The 16402-nt window shown below is 52.1% G+C and carries 13 protein-coding genes and 2 tRNA genes; 1 reads left to right on the forward strand and 14 read right to left on the reverse strand.

The window, feature by feature from the left end:
- Positions 1–105: 105 nt before the first annotated feature.
- The 11 genes from ADINL_RS14080 to ftsH form a co-directional block, all read right to left on the reverse strand.
- Entirely contained in the window at positions 106–957 is an 852-nt protein-coding gene (locus tag ADINL_RS14080) for an ABC transporter permease (RefSeq protein WP_036549476.1), read from the reverse strand.
- Positions 958–970: 13 nt separating this feature from the next.
- Entirely contained in the window at positions 971–2275 is a 1305-nt protein-coding gene (locus ADINL_RS14085; RefSeq protein WP_239644395.1) for an ABC transporter permease, read from the reverse strand.
- Entirely contained in the window at positions 2244–3344 is a 1101-nt protein-coding gene (locus tag ADINL_RS14090) for an extracellular solute-binding protein (RefSeq protein ID WP_036549479.1), read from the reverse strand. The genes ADINL_RS14085 and ADINL_RS14090 overlap by 32 nt, the downstream gene beginning before the upstream one ends.
- A 53-nt stretch (positions 3345–3397) precedes the next feature.
- Positions 3398–4510 (reverse strand): ABC transporter ATP-binding protein, encoded by a 1113-nt coding sequence (locus tag ADINL_RS14095; RefSeq protein ID WP_036549481.1) that lies wholly within the window; start codon positions 4508–4510, stop codon positions 3398–3400.
- A 332-nt stretch (positions 4511–4842) separates the two neighbouring features.
- Positions 4843–4919: transfer RNA gene (locus ADINL_RS14100), tRNA-Met, on the reverse strand.
- Positions 4920–4935: 16 nt separating this feature from the next.
- Positions 4936–5021, reverse strand: a tRNA-Leu gene (locus ADINL_RS14105).
- A gap of 28 nt (positions 5022–5049) precedes the next feature.
- Positions 5050–5421 (reverse strand): preprotein translocase subunit SecG, encoded by a 372-nt coding sequence (gene secG / locus ADINL_RS14110; RefSeq protein ID WP_036549483.1) that lies wholly within the window; start codon positions 5419–5421, stop codon positions 5050–5052.
- Between the two features lie 4 nt (positions 5422–5425).
- Entirely contained in the window at positions 5426–6205 is a 780-nt protein-coding gene (gene tpiA / locus ADINL_RS14115; protein ID WP_036549485.1) for a triose-phosphate isomerase, read from the reverse strand.
- Between the two features lie 47 nt (positions 6206–6252).
- Positions 6253–7602 carry a phosphoglucosamine mutase gene (glmM, locus tag ADINL_RS14120; protein WP_036549487.1) on the reverse strand — a complete coding sequence of 450 codons (1350 nt, stop codon included), beginning with the start codon at positions 7600–7602 and terminating at the stop codon, positions 6253–6255.
- Between the two features lies 1 nt (position 7603).
- Positions 7604–8470, reverse strand: a complete 867-nt coding sequence (gene folP / locus ADINL_RS14125; RefSeq protein WP_409673405.1) for a dihydropteroate synthase — start codon at positions 8468–8470, stop codon at positions 7604–7606.
- Between the two features lie 65 nt (positions 8471–8535).
- Complete coding sequence (gene ftsH, locus ADINL_RS14130; RefSeq protein WP_036549491.1) at positions 8536–10548, reverse strand: ATP-dependent zinc metalloprotease FtsH; 2013 nt, start codon at positions 10546–10548, stop codon at positions 8536–8538.
- 353 nt (positions 10549–10901) lie between these two features.
- Between ftsH and ADINL_RS14135 the strand changes: the two genes are divergently transcribed.
- Complete coding sequence (locus ADINL_RS14135) at positions 10902–11210, forward strand: YhbY family RNA-binding protein (RefSeq protein WP_036549494.1); 309 nt, start codon at positions 10902–10904, stop codon at positions 11208–11210.
- Between the two features lie 67 nt (positions 11211–11277).
- Here the strand turns inward: ADINL_RS14135 and greA are convergent, their stop codons facing one another.
- Genes greA through carA form a run of 3 tightly spaced genes read right to left on the reverse strand, consistent with a single transcriptional unit; the run spans position 11278 to position 16143 of the window.
- Positions 11278–11757 carry a transcription elongation factor GreA gene (gene greA / locus ADINL_RS14140; RefSeq protein ID WP_036549496.1) on the reverse strand — a complete coding sequence of 160 codons (480 nt, stop codon included), beginning with the start codon at positions 11755–11757 and terminating at the stop codon, positions 11278–11280.
- Complete coding sequence (carB, locus tag ADINL_RS14145; RefSeq protein ID WP_036549499.1) at positions 11754–14975, reverse strand: carbamoyl-phosphate synthase large subunit; 3222 nt, start codon at positions 14973–14975, stop codon at positions 11754–11756. The genes greA and carB overlap by 4 nt, the downstream gene beginning before the upstream one ends.
- 28 nt (positions 14976–15003) lie before the next feature.
- Positions 15004–16143: a glutamine-hydrolyzing carbamoyl-phosphate synthase small subunit gene (gene carA, locus ADINL_RS14150; protein ID WP_036549512.1), complete on the reverse strand. Its 1140-nt coding sequence runs from the start codon at positions 16141–16143 to the stop codon at positions 15004–15006.
- Between the last annotated feature and the right edge of the window lie 259 nt (positions 16144–16402).

Genomic DNA, 16402 nt, shown 5'->3' on the forward strand with positions numbered 1-16402 from the left:
TATTTAGCAAACCATGTATAGATTTAAACGACGATCGTTTATATAGAAGCAGAGAATAGAGCAGGCAGCCTCTTTCAGAGAGACCACCCGCCAAGGAAGGCAATATCAGGCAGGCGAGATACCCCGCATGCGTTCAGACCGGCGACGCAGCAACTCCACCGTCATCAGCATGGCGACCGACAGCAGCACCAGAATGGTCGCCACCGCCAGAATTGTCGGACTGATAGACTCACGAATACCCGACCACATCTGAATCGGCATGGTCGACTGCTCAGGTCCGGAGATAAACAGCACCACTACTACCTCATCAAACGAAGTTGCGAAAGCAAACAGAGCACCTGAAATCACACCCGGCAACACCAGAGGCAAAATCACTTTAAAGAACGTGATCGTCGGGTTAGCACCCATGGATGCAGCGGCCCGCACCAGACTCTGGTCAAACCCCGTCAGGGTCGCCGTAACCGTTATCACTACAAACGGAATGCCCAGCGCAGTATGCGCCAGAATGACCCCCAAATAGGTTTGAGCCAGACCGATATCCGAGAAGAAAAAGAACATTCCCGCACCGGAAATAATCACCGGTACAATCATGGGTGAAATCAGAATGGCCATCACAACCGAGCGATACGGCATAAACCGGCTGGACAACCCCAGGGCCGCAATGGTCCCAAGGATCGTTGCCAGAATCGTCGATGCAATCGCAATAATGATGCTGTTCTTGATCGAGTGCAGCCAGGCCTGCGAGGTAAAGAAGTCCTGATACCAACGCAGTGAAAAGCCCTCCGGGTCCAGCGAAAGCATCTTCTGCGTAAAGGAGAAGTAAGGCTCCGCATTAAAACTCAGCGGGATAATCACAAACAGCGGGCCAATCAAAAAGCAGAAGATTAATCCACAGATGATTCTGAAGATGTAGTACCAGGCACGCTCAAAAGGCGTAGCATAGGCAGGTACAGCCATAGATGTTTCCTCCTTACCCCAGCTTCAGATTATCTGAACCCACCAGTTTGTTGTAGATCAGATACAGCGCAATCACCAAGCCCAGCAGCAACGATGCAATCGCAGCAGCCAGCCCCCAGTTGAGCGAGACCTGCATGTGGTAAGCAATAAAGTTGGTAATGAAACGGCCCGACTCACCACCCACCAGCGCAGGCGTAATGTAATAGCCAATGGCCAGTATAAATACCAGAATAGCTCCAGCACCAATGCCCGGCACTGTCTGCGGGAAATAGACCCGCCGGAATGCCGTAAAGCCGGTTGCACCCATTGAGCGCGCAGCCCGCATATAGGAAGGCGAAATGCTTTTCATCACCGAATAAAGCGGCAAGATCATAAAGGGCAACAGAATGTGCGTCATCGCCACGATTGTCCCCGTTTCATTGTAGATCATCTGCAAGCGCGACTGATCATCAATTACACCCAACGCCACAAGGATATTGTTCAACACCCCCTGGCTCTGCAAAATGGCAATCCAGGTCGTGGTCCGCACCAGCAAGGAAGTCCAGAATGGCAGCAACACCAGCATCATTAGCAAACTGGCACTGCGCATCGGCAGACTGGCCAGCAGGAAGGCAACCGGATATCCCAGCAGAAAACACAGGAACGTAATCAGAATACTCATCCAGAGCGTTTTGATCATCAGATCCACATAGACTCGTCGCGACTCCGGCTGACGCACAATGGAGCCATCCGCGTCATAGCGCATATCCAGAGCAGCCAGATAATAGCTGAGTGTATACCCACGAGACTCACGCTTGATAACACTCCAGACAGCCGGATCAGCCCAGTTCCGATGTGCATCGATCAAGGTGTCACGCCAGGACTCCGGTGCTTCAACATTGGTAATACGCCGAGCAGTTCCCGTAATGGTTGAACGCATACCGGAATATTCATAATTCAAGCGACTGGCAACACGTCCCAGATTCCGGTTTCGCTGCCCTTCTTTTAAATCATGAGCCAATGCGGCATAGACAGTTTCATCAGGCAACCCTTCACCTTCCCAGGCCTGAATAGCCAGAGCTGTGGTCGGCAAAATGGTACGCACCTCATTACTTTCAACGCTGCGTGTCAGCATGCTGAAAATTGGAAAAATAAATGCAACCAGCAAGAACAGCATCAGGGGTGCCACCAACAGCACCGCGCGTAATTTGTTCTTGAATAACGCCCGCCTGAGGCTCACTTTAAGCGGACGACCATCAGCAGCAACCAGCGGTGCCTGAGCACCGCTGTCACTGTGGTCTGATGGATTAGCGTGCGAGCCAGGCATCGAAACGCTCATTCAACTCATCCTGATAGTCAGCCCAGAAATCATCATCTTTTGGCAGAGCCGTAGCAAAGTTAGGCTCATAGGTCGGCATGTGCGGGGTCATATCAATGCCGGTCGGGATGTGATTACCCACGATAGCAGCCGCACTCATGCGCGCCGGACCATAAGAGATATAACTTGCCTGTGCTGCGTTACGCTCAGTGTCGGTTGAAAAGCGCAGGAAGTCTTTGGCAACATCCAGCTTGCCTCTGGGGACAACCCATCCATCCAGCTCAAACACCTGTGCATCCCAGATGATTTCGAACGGCTGATTTTCATTGACCTGGGCATCAAAGATACGTCCATTGTAAGCAGACGCAAATGCCACCTCTTTATCCGCCAACAGCTGCGGCGGCTGAGCACCTTCTGACCACCAGATCACACTGTCTTTGATGGTATCCAGTTTCGCCAGCGCGCGCTCAACACCTTCTTCGGTCGCCAGCAGGTCGTATACATCATCATGGTCAACACCATCCGCAATCAGCGCCCACTCGAGGTTGTTGATAGGACGACGCTGCAGTGAACGCATGCCAGGAAAGTTTTCCAGGTCAAACACATCAGCAATCGTGGAAGGCTGCTTATCTGCCGGGAACATTTCAGTGTTGAAGGCCACGATATTGGAATACACAATGGTAGCGACAAAGCACTCATCCAACGCACCCGGTATAAAGTCCTCACTGGCAGGGGTACCATCCGGAGCAGGCGACAACAGCTCATCATGGTCGAGCACTTCAATCAAACCCTCAGCGCAGGCGATTTTGGCATCTGCCGGCAACATATCAACCAGATCCCAGGTAACATTACCCGCCTCAACCTGCGCGCGCAGACCTGCCAGACCGGTAGCAGAGCGGTCAATATTGACAATGCGCTGACCTGTTTGTTCTGTCCAGGGCTTGGAGTAAGCTTCTTCCTGGCTCATGGTATATGCACCACCCCAGGACACCACATTTAGTGCCTGCTGAGCCTGTGCAGTTGAAACGACGGCAGTTGCAGAGAGCATCACTGCCGCTGTCAGAGCGGATTTACGAAAAGTCTTGGTCATTTGTAACTCCAGCATTCAGTTAATTAAAGTGGGCATTCAGCCTGTTGTTATTGTTACGCGTCCAATGCGCGGCAATCATTGACAGTCCAGCCAACACTGATGGTGTCACCAGCCATGTAGCGATGGACTGCAGATGAATTCGGGGTTTTCACGATAAAATCTTTATTACCAGCCACTTCAAAGCGGGTCCGCAAATGGTCACCCATATAGATAACCTCTTTGACACGTGCCTGAAGGATATTTGGCAAACTGCCAGGATCGGGATTGATATAAACCCGCTCGGGACGCAGTGACAGCGTGGTCTTCTGCCCCTGACCTCCGACATTCACCGGCAACGCCTGAATCATGTCGCCGGAAGCAAGGCGCACTTCAGCCTGTGTTTCTGTGAGTGACAGCACATCACCGATAAATGCATTGTTTTCACCAATAAAACTGGCCACAAATGCATTTTCCGGACGCTCATACAACTCTTCTGGCGTAGCCAGCTGCTGCACAATGCCATCATCAAAAACGGCAATCCGATCTGACATGGTCAAAGCCTCTGACTGATCGTGCGTCACATAGATCATACTGATGCCCAGGTCTTCATGAAGATGTTTGATTTCAAACTGCATCTCTTCACGCAGATTCTTATCCAACGCACCCAGGGGCTCGTCCATCAGCACCAAGGGCGGCTCAAACACCAAGGCACGCGCCACGGCTACACGCTGCTGCTGACCACCGGACAACTGCGCAGGGCGCCGATCACCAAACTGCTCAAGCTTCACCATCGACAGGGCGCGTTTGACTTTGTCGGCTATTGTGGATTTGGGGATATTTCGAACTTGGAGGGGAAAAGCAAGGTTTTCAGCAACGGTCATATGAGGGAATAGCGCATAGTTTTGAAACACCATGCCAATCCCGCGCTTGTGTGGCGGCAACCTTGTAATCGGTGTACCGTCCAGCAAAATCTGGCCATGCGTGGGAACTTCAAAGCCCGCCATCATCATCAGACAGGTTGTCTTGCCCGACCCTGACGGACCCAGCAGGGTAATAAACTCACCCTGATCCATATCCAGATTAAAATTCTTAACAACCAGTGTCTCGCCGTCGTAAGTCTTTTGCACACTATCAAAGACTACAAACGATTTTTTCTTTTCAGAATCAGCGCCATTCGGCTTTTCCATTGGAAATAATCCTCCCGTCTGTCAGGCGGGGCAGGTGACCTGTAGAGGGCTGTAATCACCCTGCCAGGCCTGTCGTTATTGTTATTTGACTTAGGTATAACCGATCTGGAAAAGGATGTAAAACAACTACAGCGATTTTTTACGGCAAAAATTATACAAATTCCGAGGCTTACACCGCTTCAGACCGCATGATTTCTGACAAAATAGGGAAGAAAAAAAATTTATCCGAAGGCATAAATTTGATCGCAATGACAGCTGCATTGCAGTAGAACAGGGAAGGGATCAGAACAGCAGGATTTAAACACAGGACAAAAACAGACAGTTCTGTTGAATGGTAGCGGGGGCTGGATTTGAACCAACGACCTTCGGGTTATGAGCCCGACGAGCTACCAAGCTGCTCCACCCCGCATCAACATGAACTTAAATGGTGCCGACGGCCGGACTCGAACCGGCACGAGCATAGCTCACCACCCCCTCAAGATGGCGTGTCTACCAATTTCACCACGTCGGCTAAACGCTTCAGAACTGATGACTGAGGATCAGTCAACAGTCGGAATATCACTCGAACTTGCAGCACCGGATGCACGCGGCACTTCCAGTACAGGCAACTCTTCGGCACGCTCTGCGGCAGATTCAATCACCTGTAGCGACGGGATGCCTGCCTGACCCACATTAGCTGCCCGCTCTTTAGCGAAGTAAGCCAATGCAAAGCTAGTAGCAAACAAAATTGCCGCAACCAGTGCTGTAATCTTGACCATAAAGCCGGTGTTCCCGGTACTGCCAAATACAGTCTGGGAGGCACCTGCACCAAACGAAGCACCCGCTTCTGCACCTTTGCCCTGCTGCAGCAGTACCAGAGCGATAATCGCAGCAGCAAGCAATACGTGTACAATCAGAACAAGTGTTTCCATTCTCTCAACCATCTATTGTGCTATTGGCCGCAGCGCGACAAATAGCCGTGAATTCTTCAGATACCAACGCTGCACCGCCGATCAAGCCACCATCAATATCAGCTTGTCCGAACAGCTGTTCAGCATTGGCAGCCTTGACACTGCCACCATACAAAATAATCATCCGGTCTGCCAAAGGCTGACCATAGCGACTGGCAAGCGTCTCGCGTATAAAGGCATGGACCGCCTGAGCCTGCTCGGGTGTTGCAGTTTTACCTGTACCTATGGCCCAGACGGGCTCATATGCCAACACCAGAGAGGAGACAGCATGGCTATCCAAACCCTCGAGCGCCTCTATCAGCTGACTGGCAATGACCTGCTCAACCTGCTGCGCTTCGCGCTGTTCAAGTATTTCGCCCACACACAAAATCGGGGTCAACCCTACACTCAGCACCTGAGCAAGTTTGGTCGCAATACATTGATCGTTTTCAGCATAATCACTGCGGCGTTCGGAATGACCTACCAGGACATAACGCACACCCAAATCAGCCAACATAGCTGCCGAACAATCACCTGTATGCGCCCCGTCCTGACCGAATCGAGACACATCCTGAGCACCAAGCTGAATGACATCAGGGTTTAGCATCTTGCCAACCTGATCCAGGTACACCAGAGGTGGACAGATCACAATATCAATGGCATCTGCCAGATCAGTTAACTGCGCGACCAACGTCTCGACCAGCAGTTGATTCTGCTCGATCCGTCCATGCATTTTCCAGTTTCCTGCTACCAGTGCTTTACGCATTGATAAGGCTCCTCATAAAAGAGGCGCAAATCTTAACTGAGTTGAATTCAGGTTACAAGACCAGACAGGGCTTTTTCCACTGCACCCGCCAACTCCTTACACAAACTCACCACCAGCGCCGAATCCTCACCCTCAACCATCACCCGTACCAGCGGCTCAGTACCCGACGGCCTCAGCAACACACGCCCTCGATCGCCCAGCTGCAGCTCTGCCTGCTGCACTGCCTGTTGCACTGCGCTCACTCCTAGCGGGTCAACCCCCTTAGGCACAGCAACATTAATCATTTTCTGTGGCAGCTTGGCTACCCCCTGCTTCAGCTCTGCCAGCGTTTTGCCGGTATCAGCCATCGCCTTGAGCACCTGCAGGGCAGCGACAATACCATCCCCGGTCGTGCTCAACTGCTTGCAGACGATATGACCTGAGCTTTCGCCACCCAGATCCCAGCCCTGCGCCTGCAACTGTTCCATTACATAACGGTCCCCGACCTTGGCTCGCATAAAGGGTATGGCTTCACGCTTAAACGCTTGCTCGAGACCGAAGTTCGACATCAGGGTCCCCACTACACCACCACTCAGCATCCCCTGGGCACGCATCGCCAGAGCAATGATATACAGCAGTTCATCACCATCGACCACTACACCCTGGTGATCCACCATGATCAACCGGTCACCGTCACCATCCAGAGCAATCCCCAGATCAGCGCCTTCCGCCTCAACAACCTTAAGCAAGGCAGCCACATCTGTAGCGCCGGATTTCAGGTTGATATTCACCCCATCCGGTGAAGAAGCAATTTCGATAACTTCAGCGCCCAGCTCCTGGAACACACAGGGTGCAACATGGTAGGTCGCACCATTGGCACAATCCAGCACTATCTTGAGCCCCTTCAAGCGCAGATTGCCATTCACTGTACCCTTGCAGTATTCGATATAGCGGCCTGCTGCATCTTCAATTCGACGCGCCTTGCCCAGCTGTGCGGAGTTGACCGTAGACATGGACAGATCCATCTGCGCCTCAATTGCCAACTCTATCGGATCTGGCAGCTTGGTGCCCTTGGCTGAAAAAAACTTGATGCCGTTATCCTGATAAGGGTTATGCGAAGCACTGATCACAATACCTGCATCAGCACGGAAGGTACGGGTCAGATAGGCGATAGCCGGTGTTGGCATAGGGCCAGTAAGCAATACGTCCACGCCTGCGGCAGACAAACCAGCCTCTAACGCGGACTCAAACATATAACCGGATATACGCGTATCCTTGCCGATTACTATCTTGCTGCGCCCTTCCCGAGCAAAGACACAACCGGCAGCCCAACCCAGCTTCAACACAAAATCCGGCGTAATCGGAAATACACCCACTTCACCACGAATACCGTCTGTACCAAAATACTTACGCGTCACATCAACTCTCCCACGCTTCCTGACAGGTGGCTAGCCACAAGTTTAACGCATCCACGGTTTCAGGCACATCATGAACACGGATAATCCGCGCACCCTTTTGAGCTGCCAAAAGCGCAGACGCCAGACTAGCTGCCAAGCGCTGTTCTACCGGCTTTCCGGTCACCTGACCCAACATACTTTTTCGTGAAGTACCACTCAATACCGGATAGCCTAAAGCCACTAACTGATCCAGGCGATTCAAAAGGCAGAGATTATGCCTGAGCGTCTTGCCAAACCCAAAGCCCGGATCAAGCAGGATTTGATCTTCCGCAATACCTGCCTGACGACAGCGGGCTACCTGCTGCTGCAAAAAGCCGATAACGTCCGTTACCACATCCTGATATTGGGGCTGAACCTGCATGGTTTGCGGATTATCACCCTGCATATGCATCAGGCAAACAGGCAAACCGACCTCTACCGCTGCTTCAAGCGCACCCGGACGCTGCAGCGCCCGCACATCATTGATCAACCCAACACCCAACGCAGCCGCCTCACGAATCACATCGGGCTGACTGCTATCCAGTGAAATGACCACACCCAGCTGATTCAGACGTTCAACAACCGGCAACACCCGCTCCAGTTCAGCATCAAGGCTGACAGGCTCAGCACCCGGGCGCGTCGACTCACCACCGACATCCAGCACTTTAGCGCCGGCTTCCACCATGGCTTCGGCCTTGCGCAGCACAGCATCAACCGAGAGACGATCCTGACGATAATACTGACCACCATCCGAGAAAGAATCGGGCGTTACATTCAGAATCCCCATCACCACCGGCCGGGAAAGATCAAGACTACGACGTCCACAACGCAATATTGGAATTTCAGGCACTTTCAGGTCCTTATTATGTAAAAAGCCGACACGGAGTCGGCTTTTATGCAGATCAAGGGCTGCGTTTAACGCGGCCCGTTGTCTCTGGAATCCTCATCTGTATCAGGCTCATTCCAGGGGTTTGAGTCTTCCACTTCATCAACATGAACATCAGTTTCATCTACTTCAGCGGCATGTTCAGCATCAACCGGCTCATCCGCAACAGGCATGTCTGCATCTGCTTGCGCTGCAGCAGGTTCTGCTTTGACAGGTTCTTCCTGCCAGCCATCCGGGGCACTGACGGGCTGACGTGCCATCAACTCATCCAGCTGTTTGGAGCCGATAGTTTCATACTTCATCAACGCTTCAGTCATAGTGTCCAGAATATCGCGATTATCTGTCAGAATCTTATAAGCCCGCTGATAGCAATCATCGATTATCTGCTTCACTTCGGCATCAATCATACGCTGAGTTTCTTCAGACTTGGCCTTGGCGCCACCACCCATGCCACGACCAAAGGGATCATCATCCTCTTCAGCATAGAGCAATGGCCCCAGCGTTTCACTCAGACCCCATTTGGTCACCATATTGCGCGCCAGAGTCGTCGCACGCTGAATATCGTTGGACGCACCCGTTGTCACACCCTCTTTGCCCAGAGTCATCTCTTCCGCAATACGGCCACCGTAGAGTGAACAGATCTGGGACAGAATGCCCTGACGGCTATGACTGTAACGATCCTCTGCGGGCAGGAACATGGTCACACCCAGTGCACGACCACGAGGAATGATAGACACCTTGTACACAGGATCATGCTCCGGCATCAGACGCCCAACGATCGCATGACCGGATTCATGATAGGCTGTGTTCAGGCGCTCTTTATAAGACATCACCATGGAACGGCGCTCGGCCCCCATCATGATTTTGTCTTTCGCCTTTTCAAATTCTTCCATGCCAACTGTGCGCTTGCCAAAACGAGCGGCAAAGAGTGCTGCTTCGTTCACCAGGTTCGCCAGATCCGCACCAGAGAAACCAGGCGTACCACGAGCAATCAGATCCGAGCGCACATCATCACCCAGCGGCACTTTACGCATATGTACTTTCAAAATCTGGTCACGACCACGGATATCCGGCAGCCCCACATGCACCTGTCGGTCAAAACGTCCGGGACGCAGCAATGCAGGATCGAGTACATCCGGACGGTTAGTCGCCGCAATAACGATAATACCTTCAGTACCCTCGAAACCATCCATCTCAACCAGCAACTGGTTCAGTGTCTGCTCACGCTCATCATTACCACCACCGAGACCAACACCACGGCTACGGCCAACGGCATCGATCTCATCGATAAAGATGATACAGGGGGCATGCTTTTTCGCCTGGTCGAACATGTCACGGACACGGGACGCACCCACACCGACAAACATTTCAACGAAGTCAGAACCGGAAATGCTGAAAAAGGGCACCTTTGCCTCACCGGCAATCGCTTTGGCAAGCAGGGTTTTACCGGTACCCGGTGAGCCAGCCATCAATACACCACGAGGAATATGACCACCCAGACGCTGGAACTTCCCCGGATCACGCAGGTAATCAACCAGCTCAGCGACTTCCTCTTTCGCCTCTTCTACACCGGCGACATCATCAAAGGTGGTTTTGATCTGGTCTTCGCTCATCATACGAGCCTTGGACTTGCCAAATGACATAGGGCCGCCTTTGCCACCGGCACCACCCTGCATCTGTCGCATGAAGAACATGAAAATCGCAATAATGATCAGGATCGGGAAGGCCGCAACCAGCAACTGAGTCCAGATACTCTGGCCCTCTGGCTGCTTGCCTTCAATCAGAACATTGTTTGACAGCAGATCATCGATCAGTTTGGGGTCCTGAACCGCTGGGCGAATGGTGGTAAAACCCTCGCCTGTCTGACGTTGCCCAGAGATGGTAAAACCGTCAATCAGCACTCTGGAGACACGGCCAGCCTGAACCTCTTCCACGAACTCTGAATAGGAAATTTTTCCGGTTTCAGGCTCGGTACTGAAGTTATTGAAAATTGTTAATAGCACTGCCGCAATCACCAGCCACAGCACCAAATTTTTTGCCATATCGTTCAAAGGTACACCCTCAGTTCTACTTAACTTTATGACCGGCCGGTCATGATACCACAGCTGATACGCTCTGCCTGAATCTTTGTCTCTTAGTATTATCAATCGCCTTCATAGCAAAAGGCTAATTTAATTTACTCTGCTCAGTTCCTCATACGCATAGCACCAGAGGAGGGATCAAAGACTACCAACATTTGACGCAAAGACCAGCCAAATGTTCCGCATTCGGGGCACAAGCTGCATCATATTGCACAAAACCTGAGTCGAAACCACAACGGATCTACTCAGTGGTCGTCCGGTCATGTAAAATCATCTGTTAACCTACTCCGAACACACGAGGCAGCTATTCTAATATGAGCTTAACCCCTGAGCAAAAAAAGCGTTTTCGTACGCTGGGCCACCAACTCAACCCCATTGTCATGGTTGCAGGCAACGGCTTGAGTGAAAACATCCAACTGGAAACAGACCGGGCCCTGGAAGACCACGAGCTTATCAAGGTCAAGTTTGCCGTCGGTGACCGTGAATTGAAACGTCAACTGATTCAGGAACTCTGCCAGATCGTTGAAGCCACTCTGGTTCAGGAGATCGGCAATATTGCACTCATCTATCGCAAGTCAGACAACCCTGACCCCAAGCTTTCCAATCTGCTTCGCTACAAGTAATACGACAAAAAAGCCACCGGCCGCCAGGTATAACCTGTCGAACGGTGGCTCTGCCACACCCGGTCAATTAGCCCAGGTGCAGCACTTCCGTGATCTCGTACTCGGAAACACCACCAGGTGTATTCACTGTAGCAATATCGCCCTCTTCCTTGCCAATCAGGCTACGCGCAATCGGTGAATTGACCGAAATTTTGCGCGCTTTGATGTCTGCTTCATCGTCACCGACGATCTGGTAACGTACAGTCTCATCCGTATCCAGATTGATCAGCTCAACAGTGACACCAAATATCACTTTACCGCTATGCGGAATTTTAGTGACATCGATCACCTGAGCCTGAGAAAGCTTGTATTCCAGCTCACGAATACGGCCTTCAATGAAGCCCTGCTGTTCACGCGCTGCATGGTACTCGGCATTCTCTTTCAGATCACCATGCGCACGCGCTTCAGCAATATCCGCAATGACCTTGGGACGGTCTTTGGTTTTCAAACGTTCAAGTTCTTTACGAAGGCTGGCTTCACCCGCCACCGTCATAGGTACCCGGCTCATGAAAATACTCCTGCGTGCAAATCCTGCAGTCTGCGTACCACTTTCTCTTCACCAAACTTCAGCGCTTCGGTGATGGCCACCGCACCCGCCAGGGTGGTGGTATAAGGGACTTTATGCTGCAAGGCAGTACGACGAATAGCCGCTGAATCAGCAATAGCCTTGCGTCCTTCCGTGGTATTGATGACATAGGCAATTTCACCATTCTTCATCGCATCCACGATATTTGGACGACCTTCCATCACTTTATTGATACGTTCAACGGTCAAGCCATTACTTTCCAGCAGAGCTGCCGTACCGGCGGTAGCAACCAGACCAAAGCCCAACGCAGCCAAATCACGTGCAACTGCCACCACACCCGCCTTGTCGACATCCCGAACCGAGATAAACGCCTTGCCTTTGGCTGGCATTTTTTCACCGGCACCCAACTGAGCTTTCATGAAGGCTTCACCAAAACTCTGGCCAACCCCCATCACTTCACCGGTGGATTTCATTTCAGGTCCAAGAATCGGATCGACGCCAGGGAACTTGTTGAACGGGAATACCGCTTCTTTCACACTGTAGAAAGACGGAATGATTTCCTGGGTAAAGCCCTGCTCAGTCAATGACTTGCCAGTCATGACCAACGCAGCAATCTTGGCCAGCGAGACACCGATACATTTGGAAACAAAAGGTACAGTACGTGAAGCACGCGGGTTCACTTCGATCACATAGATTTCGCCATCCTGATACGCCAACTGCACGTTCATCAGGCCGACAACACCCAGCTCCAGAGCCATCTTGCGTACCATTTCACGCATAGCATCCTGAACATCGGCTGACAGGCTGTAGGGTGGCAACGAACATGCAGAGTCACCTGAGTGAACACCCGCCTGCTCGATGTGCTGCATAATTGCACCGATAACGACGATCTCGCCGTCACACACCGCATCAATATCCACTTCAACGGCTGCATTCAGGAAGTGATCCAACAGCACCGGTGCATCATTGGAAACCTGAACCGCGGTCTGCATGTACTGACGCAACTCGGACTCTTTATACACGATCTCCATGGCACGACCGCCCAGTACGTAGGACGGGCGCACAACCAGCGGATAACCGATCTTGGCGGCTTCAATAATCGCTTCATCCAGACTGCGCACTGTGGCGTTTTCCGGCTGTTTCAGACCCAGGCGTTTCAGCATCTGCTGGAACTGCTCACGGTCTTCAGCACGATCAATCGACTCAGGTGAAGTACCGATAATCGGCACACCCGCCTGCTCCAGTGCAACAGCCAGTTTCAACGGTGTCTGACCGCCGTACTGAACAATCACACCTTTCGGTTTCTCGACTTCCACGATCTCCAGCACGTCTTCCAGTGTAATCGGCTCAAAATAGAGTCGATCCGAAGTGTCATAGTCGGTTGAAACTGTTTCAGGATTACAGTTGACCATGATGGTTTCATAACCATCATCGCGTGCAGCCAGGGCGGCATGTACACAGCAATAGTCGAACTCGATACCCTGTCCGATACGGTTAGGACCGCCACCAATGACCATGATTTTCTCGCGGCCGCTGGGGTTCGCCTCGCACTCTTCCTCATAGGTCGAGTACATATAGGCAGTATCGGTAGAGAACTCTGCCGCACAGGTATCAACACGCTTGTACACAGGGCGGATGTTAAACGCATGACGCTGCTTGCGCAGTTGCTTTTCAGTGACGCCCAGCAGTGTTGCCAGTCGCGCATCGGAGAAACCTTTACGCTTGAGTCGGAACAGCTGCTCCGCCGTCAGGTCAGACAACGCCATCTGCGCGACAGTCTGCTCATCCTTGATCAGATCTTCGATCTGCACCAGGAACCAGGGATCAACACCTGAATAGCCGTAGATCTCCTCAACGCTCATACCCAGACGGAAAGCATCACCGATGTACCAGATACGCTCGCTGCCAGGCTGCTGCAATTCGCGAATAATATCGCTGCGCACATCTTCAGCATTCAGATCAACAATCGGATCAAACCCAGTCGCCCCCACTTCCAGACCACGCAGCGCTTTCTGCAAGGATTCCTGTTGTGTACGACCAATCGCCATCACCTCGCCCACAGATTTCATCTGAGTCGTCAGACGATCATTGGCCTGTGGGAACTTCTCGAAGGTAAAGCGTGGAATCTTGGTAACCACATAGTCGATAGACGGCTCAAACGAAGCCGGGGTGCGCCCACCGGTAATTTCGTTTTGCAGCTCATCCAGGGTGTAACCCACCGCCAGCTTGGCCGCCACCTTGGCAATCGGGAAACCTGTCGCCTTGGACGCCAGCGCAGATGAACGCGATACACGCGGGTTCATCTCGATCACGACCATACGGCCAGTTTCCGGGTCAACACCAAACTGAACGTTGGAGCCACCCGTTTCAACACCTATCTCACGCAGTACAGCGAGAGAAGCGTCACGCATGATCTGATATTCTTTATCGGTAAGCGTCTGCGCAGGTGCCACCGTGATACTGTCACCGGTATGCACACCCATGGCGTCAAAGTTTTCAATGGAGCAGATGATGATGCAGTTGTCCTTCTTGTCACGGACAACTTCCATTTCATACTCTTTCCAGCCAATCAGCGACTCATCGATCAGCAGCTCCTTGGTTGGAGACAACTCCAGACCACGTTCACAAATCTCGATGAACTCTTCACGGTTATAGGCAATACCGCCACCGGATCCACCCATGGTGAAAGACGGACGGATGATTGCCGGAAAACCGATGGAGTCCAGTACCTGCAATGCCTCTTCCATACTGTGCGCAATCGCGGAGCGCGGACACTCCAGACCGATATTTTTCATCGCACGGTCAAAGCGCTCACGGTCTTCCGCCTTATCGATGGCATCCTGCGTGGCACCAATCATTTCCACGCCGTACTCTGCCAGCACCCCTTCACGATCCAGATCCAGCGCACAGTTCAACGCTGTCTGGCCTCCCATGGTCGGCAGCAGCGCGTCGGGACGCTCTTTCTCAATAATCCGGGCAACCGTACGCCACTGAATCGGCTCGATATAGGTGGCATCTGCCATCGCAGGATCGGTCATAATTGTCGCTGGATTGGAGTTCACCAGAATGACCCGGTAGCCTTCTTCACGCAGCGCTTTACACGCCTGTGCACCCGAGTAGTCGAACTCACATGCCTGCCCGATAACAATCGGACCGGCTCCCAGAATAAGGATACTTTTAATATCTGTACGTTTTGGCATCAGTAATAACCAGTCTCAATAATTCTGTTCACGCCGCTGTATGGGCTTGCATCATCTTGATGAACTTGTCGAACAAGGGCGCCACATCGCGCGGCCCTGGGCTGGCTTCAGGGTGACCCTGGAAGCTGAAAGCCGGGCAGTCGGTACGCTCAACACCTTGCAGAGAACCATCAAACAAAGACTTGTGTGTAGCACGCAAGTTTGCAGGCAGCGTGCTTTCCGCCACTGCAAAGCCATGGTTCTGACTGGTGATCATCACCTGTTCACTGTCGAGATCCTGTACCGGATGGTTTGCACCATGGTGGCCGAACTTCATTTTTTCAGTTTTGGCACCAGAGGCCAGCGCCAATAGCTGATGCCCCAGACAGATACCAAATACCGGAATTCCGGTTGTCAGAATTTCCTGGATGGCCGCAATCGCATAGTCACAAGGTTCTGGATCGCCAGGACCATTGGACAGGAACACACCATCTGGCTGCAGAGCCAGCACAGCGGAGGCTGGAGTCTGCGCCGGTACCACGGTCAGCTTGCAACCACGACTGGCCAGCATACGCAGGATGTTATGCTTCACGCCAAAGTCATAGGCCACCACATGGAAGCGCTGATCTTCAGCCGCCAGGTTTGCACAGCCCTTGCCGAGCGACCATTCACCCTGCGTCCACTCATAGGCATCTGCCACACTGGCAACCTTGGCCAGATCCATACCTTTCAGGCCTGGAAAGCCTTTGGCTAATGCAATCGCCTTGTCTTCATCGATATCAGCACCGGCCATGATACAGCCATTCTGAGCACCTTTTTCACGCAGGATACGTGTCAGGCGGCGTGTATCGATATCGGCAATACCGACAATACCCTTGTCAGCAAGATAGGCATCAAGCGCCTGTTCGGAACGGAAATTGCTGGCGATCAGCGGCAGATCACGGATCACTAAACCCGCTGCCCATACGCTGTCAGATTCCTGATCTTCCTGGTTTACGCCCACGTTTCCAATGTGTGGATAAGTGAGTGTGACGATCTGGCGGCAGTAGGAAGGATCGGTCAGGATTTCCTGATAACCGGTCATAGACGTATTGAAAACAACCTCTCCGGTGGTTTCGCCGTCAGCGCCAATCGCAATCCCCCTGAATATTGTCCCATCTTCAAGGGCAAGAATGGCTGGTCGCGTCAATGGAACCTCCCCGCTAATATGCTGCATGCTAAATGACTACTTTCTGATGTGATGAACAGTTGTAAAAAAGCGAGACGCAGCCGAAGCCAGTCTCGCTTTTAGAAATCTGTAGGTTTGCGGAAACTTCCGGCAAAACGACCTTATTTTAGAGCAGAAAGTGTCAAGAGTCCAATACAAGATCGTTCATCTGCACGACTTTCACACTGACAGAAGCCATCAAGACTTCAATTGACTGAAATGCAAAAAGGGCCACCCAACG

The sequence above is a fragment of the Nitrincola lacisaponensis genome (assembly GCF_000691225.1).
GTDB lineage: Bacteria > Pseudomonadota > Gammaproteobacteria > Pseudomonadales > Balneatricaceae > Nitrincola > Nitrincola lacisaponensis.

Bases quoted from the DNA above. Each gene is read 5' to 3' on its own strand.
- ADINL_RS14080 (WP_036549476.1), bottom strand. From the start codon at position 957: ATGGCTGTACCTGCCTATGCTACGCCTTTTGAGCGTGCCTGGTACTAC.
- ADINL_RS14085 (WP_239644395.1), bottom strand. From the start codon at position 2,275: ATGAGCGTTTCGATGCCTGGCTCGCACGCTAATCCATCAGACCACAGT.
- ADINL_RS14090 (WP_036549479.1), bottom strand. From the start codon at position 3,344: ATGACCAAGACTTTTCGTAAATCCGCTCTGACAGCGGCAGTGATGCTC.
- ADINL_RS14095 (WP_036549481.1), bottom strand. From the start codon at position 4,510: ATGGAAAAGCCGAATGGCGCTGATTCTGAAAAGAAAAAATCGTTTGTA.
- secG (WP_036549483.1), bottom strand. From the start codon at position 5,421: ATGGAAACACTTGTTCTGATTGTACACGTATTGCTTGCTGCTGCGATT.
- tpiA (WP_036549485.1), bottom strand. From the start codon at position 6,205: ATGCGTAAAGCACTGGTAGCAGGAAACTGGAAAATGCATGGACGGATC.
- ftsH (WP_036549491.1), bottom strand. From the start codon at position 10,548: ATGGCAAAAAATTTGGTGCTGTGGCTGGTGATTGCGGCAGTGCTATTA.
- ADINL_RS14135 (WP_036549494.1), top strand. From the start codon at position 10,902: ATGAGCTTAACCCCTGAGCAAAAAAAGCGTTTTCGTACGCTGGGCCAC.
- greA (WP_036549496.1), bottom strand. From the start codon at position 11,757: ATGAGCCGGGTACCTATGACGGTGGCGGGTGAAGCCAGCCTTCGTAAA.
- carB (WP_036549499.1), bottom strand. From the start codon at position 14,975: ATGCCAAAACGTACAGATATTAAAAGTATCCTTATTCTGGGAGCCGGT.